This is a genomic window from Brevibacterium sp. LAARM2_SD2 (genome assembly GCF_057364785.1).
The window spans coordinates 1-4530 of record NZ_JBNFOM010000052.1 but is presented as its reverse complement, the minus strand read 5'-3'; the positions used below and the strand labels follow the sequence as shown (position 1 = coordinate 4530).

5 protein-coding genes are annotated in these 4530 nt (G+C 65.3%); 1 reads left to right on the top strand and 4 read right to left on the bottom strand.

The features are described 5' to 3' along the window. Positions 1-217 precede the first annotated feature (217 nt). The 4 genes from AC2W7K_RS18005 to AC2W7K_RS17990 are packed head-to-tail and all read right to left on the bottom strand — an operon-like array spanning position 218 to position 2784. Entirely contained in the window at positions 218-1459 is a 1242-nt protein-coding gene (locus AC2W7K_RS18005) for a type II toxin-antitoxin system HipA family toxin (protein ID WP_198500503.1), read from the bottom strand. Next, a complete protein-coding gene (locus AC2W7K_RS18000; RefSeq protein WP_486006505.1) occupies positions 1456-1776 on the bottom strand; it encodes a helix-turn-helix domain-containing protein in 321 nt (106 codons plus the stop codon). The genes AC2W7K_RS18005 and AC2W7K_RS18000 overlap by 4 nt, the downstream gene beginning before the upstream one ends. A gap of 54 nt (positions 1777-1830) precedes the next feature. Then, positions 1831-2364, bottom strand: coding sequence for a GNAT family N-acetyltransferase (locus tag AC2W7K_RS17995; protein ID WP_198500501.1), 534 nt, complete (start codon positions 2362-2364; stop codon positions 1831-1833). Between the two features lie 24 nt (positions 2365-2388). Beyond that, positions 2389-2784: a MerR family transcriptional regulator gene (locus tag AC2W7K_RS17990; protein ID WP_198500500.1), complete on the bottom strand. Its 396-nt coding sequence runs from the start codon at positions 2782-2784 to the stop codon at positions 2389-2391. Positions 2785-2847: 63 nt separating this feature from the next. Here AC2W7K_RS17990 and AC2W7K_RS17985 point away from each other — a divergent pair, with 63 nt between their 5' ends. Continuing rightward, positions 2848-4254 (top strand): MFS transporter, encoded by a 1407-nt coding sequence (locus AC2W7K_RS17985; RefSeq protein WP_198500499.1) that lies wholly within the window; start codon positions 2848-2850, stop codon positions 4252-4254. Positions 4255-4530 lie beyond the last annotated feature (276 nt).

Sequence of the window (4530 nt, the reverse complement as noted above, 5' to 3'; positions counted from 1 at the left end):
CAACCGTGTTGTGATCCACCGCATCAAACCACTGTTTGTGCTGGTCACACCCGGTGGGGACACCCTTTGATCGTGGTGTTCCCGGTGAGGCGAACGAGATATAACTCTAGACCACTGCAGACCCCTCACGCAACCCCGAAATCGACCATTCCGGGGTGACAACCACCACACGAAGCAAAGCGGTGCGAAAACCACCCGGAAAACAGGGCGACTACGCCTATATCGGCCCTCCGGCGGCACGCAGAACCGCGTTGACCTGGCGGTCGAAGACGTCACCGAACATCGCGATCTCCGACGTCGGCAATGCGCGCGCGTGGGAGACGCTGCGCCACTGGCCGACCGCCTCGGCGACGTCTCTCATGATGCGTCGTGCCTGCCGACTATCGAGGTGGCAGAGCGACCCGAAGTCGAGAAGCGCGGACATCTCCTCGTCAGCCGACCGGGCTCCGTTGATCGCGGTCTGCCGTTCGGTGTCGACATCTGGCTCGGGATTGATATCGAAGACCGGACTGAGCTCCCATCCTGCGGGCCGCCGCAGGAATCCGTGATTGCGCAGATGGTCGTCGGTGTTGTGGATCGCTGCAGAGAACACCACGCGCCGGAACAGCTCCGCGCAGTCGCGCCTCCAGTTGAGGCTGAGGTCCTCGATCGCTTCAACGATGTCGAGGTAGTCGCCCGGCTCGCCGTCGCGCCGCTCGGTCGCCGTCATCGTGCTCAGATACGGAACCCGAGACCCACCGTCTCGGTCGAATCGGTCGACGACGAGAACGGGTCGATCATCGAGAGTGAGCAGCTGCCGACCGGGGACGGAGATGCCGGCACGGGACGCAAGCTCGAGAGCGACCCCCTCCCATGCGATGACTGACCAATCGTCTGTGGGTCGGGAGAACTTCGCAATCATCAGGCCTCCGTCCCCCAGGACGGAGGCCTTCGGGCGGGCGCCACCGAGCGACCCGGTTCCGGCGTCGAGGAGGCGCTTGGCCGCGGCATCGGAGCCATCGGCGGCCTCGTCGGCCGCCCTCTGGAGTTCAGGCAGTCGGATGAGCGGGGGAACATGAGCTCCGGCTGCCAGATGTGCCGGGGACTTCGGACTGCGGAATCGCAAAGCACCCTGGCGGGTGACATCACTGACTCCGATGAGGTAGTCGACCTCGGTGAGCCGGCGATGGCGCGCCTGCCCTGAGGCAACGAGTCTCTGGTGCTGCTTGGCGACGAGATTGCGGCCCCAACGATCCGGAGCGCAATCGCTCAACGCCCCGGGCAGGCCGGCGACCGTGAACGATCCGGCCGACAAGGGCAATTGAGGGTCGATCGGGAAGGCCCACCGTTGGGCGAGGTAGCCCGGCGAGTAGACGAACGTGGTCGACACCTCATTGCGGGCCACGTGGAAATAGGCAGTGCCGACGAGCTCGGTGCGACCGTTGATGTCGAGATCGACGAGCACCTCATCGGCATTCATCGGCGAACCCGCTCGGGCAGTGATTCCGTCGAACGCAGCCTGCCGACATCTGTGCTCAATGGGTCGAACGACTCTGCGACGTGGTCGAGCTGTCCGAGCGCCTGCATCACCGACATCACCGCGCCGATCGAGACTCCGGGATCGCCGCGCTCGATCTTCTGCAGTGTCGTCCTCGAGATCCCTGCGCGTTGCGCGAGTTCTGCGGCTTTGAGCGATTGCATGATACGCCACCTGCGGATCGATCCGCCGACGTCACCGAGGCGGCGCCCCACCGCGCGCGTGACAGCCATAACGCCCCCTAAATGACCGTATCCCACCCACTAACCGGGTTTACGACCATGATACTACTCATAACAGTACGTTGACAGGCGTCAGAGACGCGTGAATGGCTCCGCGTAGCGGAAACTCCCGTGTTCGCCGGCATAGGTCGACAGAGCTCGCGTCTGGAAGTAGTCGCCCCACGCGGGGTCGGGAGATTCGATGCCCATCGCTGAGGCGGGGACGAAACCGAAGCGACCGTAGAAGTTCGGATCGCCGAGGAGGCCGGCGACCGGGGTGCCGAGCGCGTCGGCAGCGCCGAGAGCGAACTCCATCAGCGCGGAGCCGATCCCTTCGCCCTGGTGGGCCGGGAGCACGCTGACCGGGCCGATCCCGACTGCCGGCGCGGTACCGACATGAGCACGAGTGGCGACGATGTGCCCGACCACGGTGTCGTCGATGACGGCGACGAGCGAGAGCTCGGGAATCCAGGACTCGTCGTCCCGCAGCCACTCGATGAGAGTGACCTCTCCGGGGTCTCCGCCCGGGGCGACCGGGGGTGCACTGTGAGCGGCGCTGCGGAATGCCTCTGCGGTGACGGAGCGAATGGCGCTGATGTCTGATTCGGTCTCACGACGGATGATCATTCTTCTGAGACTACCCCTGGTTTCTCATTCCGCCTCGAGAGCATCGTTGAGGTCGCAGAGCCGCCCTCCCGCACGCATGGAGTCGACCGCACGGGTGAGTTCCTCCAGGCGTCGCTCCGCACTCGCGACGAGATGCTCGGAGATGCGGTTCCAATCGCCGGGCTGCGGGTCGTCGGGCAGATCATCGAAGATCTCGGCGATCTCCCGCACAGTGAACCCGACGCGCTGGGCGAGCTTCGCCACTCTGACCTGGCATGCGGCGCTTGAAGCGAACCGTCGTTGGTTGCCCGGCGTGCGCGCTGCGGTGATCACCCCGTGCCGTTCATAGAACCGGACCGCAGAAGGGGCGACACCGCTGTCCACGGCAACATCCCGCACAGTCAGTAGATGCTGCGTGTCGATGAATGATGTCGTCGTCATAGGGAGAGCCTCCCAGATTCAGGTCTTGACTTCAATATATGTTGAAGTTCTAGCGTGGCGCCCATGGACACCACATCGAGTACAGCGAATTCCATGAATCGCGGAACCGCCCGATCCTCCGCCGGGGTGACGACGGTGCTCGCGGCGGGAATTCTGCTGCAGGCAGTCACCATGTACCTCACCAGCGCTCTGATGCCGAGCGCCGTCGCCGAGGTCGGCGGCGAGGTGTACTACGCGTGGGTGACGACGGTGTTCATCGTCGCGGGGGTAGCCGCAACGGTGGCGACTCCGGCGGTGCTGGGCCGGCTCGGTGCTCACCGCTCATATGTGCTCGGTGCGGGTGCGTTCGCGGTCGGCAGTGCTGTTGCCGCCGCAGCACCGAGCATGGAGGTTCTCCTGATCGGCCGCGCGGCGCAGGGCGTCGGCGGTGGACTGCTGTCCGGTTTGGCGTTCGCTCTCATCCGGACGGCGCTGCCGGAGACAGCGTGGGCGCGAGCAACCGCAGTCGTGTCGGCGATGTTCGGAGTCGGGACGATTGTCGGCCCGACCGCCGGCGGGGCCTTCGCACAGCTGGATGCCTGGCGGCTCGCGTTTGTCTCGGTGGCCGCCGCGGGTGTCATCCTCGCGATCGCCGCGCCCTTGACTCTGCCTAGGTCGCAGCGATCAGTGGACCTGACGCGGCTGCCGCTGACGTCGATGATCATTCTCATGGTCGCCATCGCTGCGCTCAGCATCACCAGCGTCCTCCCAAGCGCCTGGGTGTGGGTCGGGGTCGTGTTGGCGATGATGTTGCTGGTCGCATTCATCGCCGTCGACCGAAGAGCGCGGGTCGGTGTTCTGCCGCCCCTGGCCTACACGCGAGGGTCGCTGAAATGGATCTACCTTGCCCTCGCGTTGACCACGGCCGCGCCGGCCAGCGAGGCGTTCACTCCTCTGTTCGGGCAGCGTCTGTTCGAACTTGCCCCGTTCGCCGCCGGTTTTCTCGGCGCGACCGTGTCGATCGGCTGGTCAGTCGCTGCCATCTGGAGTTCCCGAGCCGAACGCCCAGCTGTGCAGGCGCGTCTGCTTGTCCTTGGGCCGGCCGTGACGACGGTCGCGATGGCGGTGCTCGTCGTTCTGCAGATCGTTCCGCTGGCCGGGCCGATGGTCATCATCGGCTGGATACTGGCGTTGATCCTCGCTGGTGTGGGCGTCGGGATGGCGAACCCGCACTTGTCCGTGCGCGCGATGTCGAGCAGCTCGAACGAGGCAGACGGCCGAATCGCCGCCGCCGCCATTCCCATCGTCAGTCAACTCGGCCAAGCGTTCGCGGCCGCTATCGGCGGCATCGTCGTCAATTCAGCCCTGCCCTCGATCGCGGGTGCCGCAGCCGGCCTGTTCGCACTGTTCGCGCTGTCGGCACTCCTCGGTCTCGGGGCAGTCGTGACTGCTCGTCCCCTGGACGCCCGCGCGACAATCGCCGACAGTTAGCCAGGGCCGACGTCGAATCGCGCACACGGAGCTCCAGTTGGTGCTACCGGCTGCCGACATCATCCGCGGGCCCGAGCCGGTCGAGGTCACCGGCACCGAGGCAGTCCGCCGTTTCCTCGGACTCGACACCCCCAGCTGACTACAGCAGACACTGGTGAATGCAAAAAGTGGGGGCACCCCCTACAAGAGTGCCCACCCACAAAGAATGCGGCAGTCACTTACTCTCCCACAACCACCAAGTTGCAGTACCATCAGCATGACATGGGCTTAGCTACC

Bases quoted from the DNA above. Each gene is read 5' to 3' on its own strand.
- AC2W7K_RS17985 (WP_198500499.1), top strand. From the start codon at position 2,848: ATGGACACCACATCGAGTACAGCGAATTCCATGAATCGCGGAACCGCC.
- AC2W7K_RS17995 (WP_198500501.1), bottom strand. From the start codon at position 2,364: ATGATCATCCGTCGTGAGACCGAATCAGACATCAGCGCCATTCGCTCC.
- AC2W7K_RS17990 (WP_198500500.1), bottom strand. From the start codon at position 2,784: ATGACGACGACATCATTCATCGACACGCAGCATCTACTGACTGTGCGG.
- AC2W7K_RS18005 (WP_198500503.1), bottom strand. From the start codon at position 1,459: ATGAATGCCGATGAGGTGCTCGTCGATCTCGACATCAACGGTCGCACC.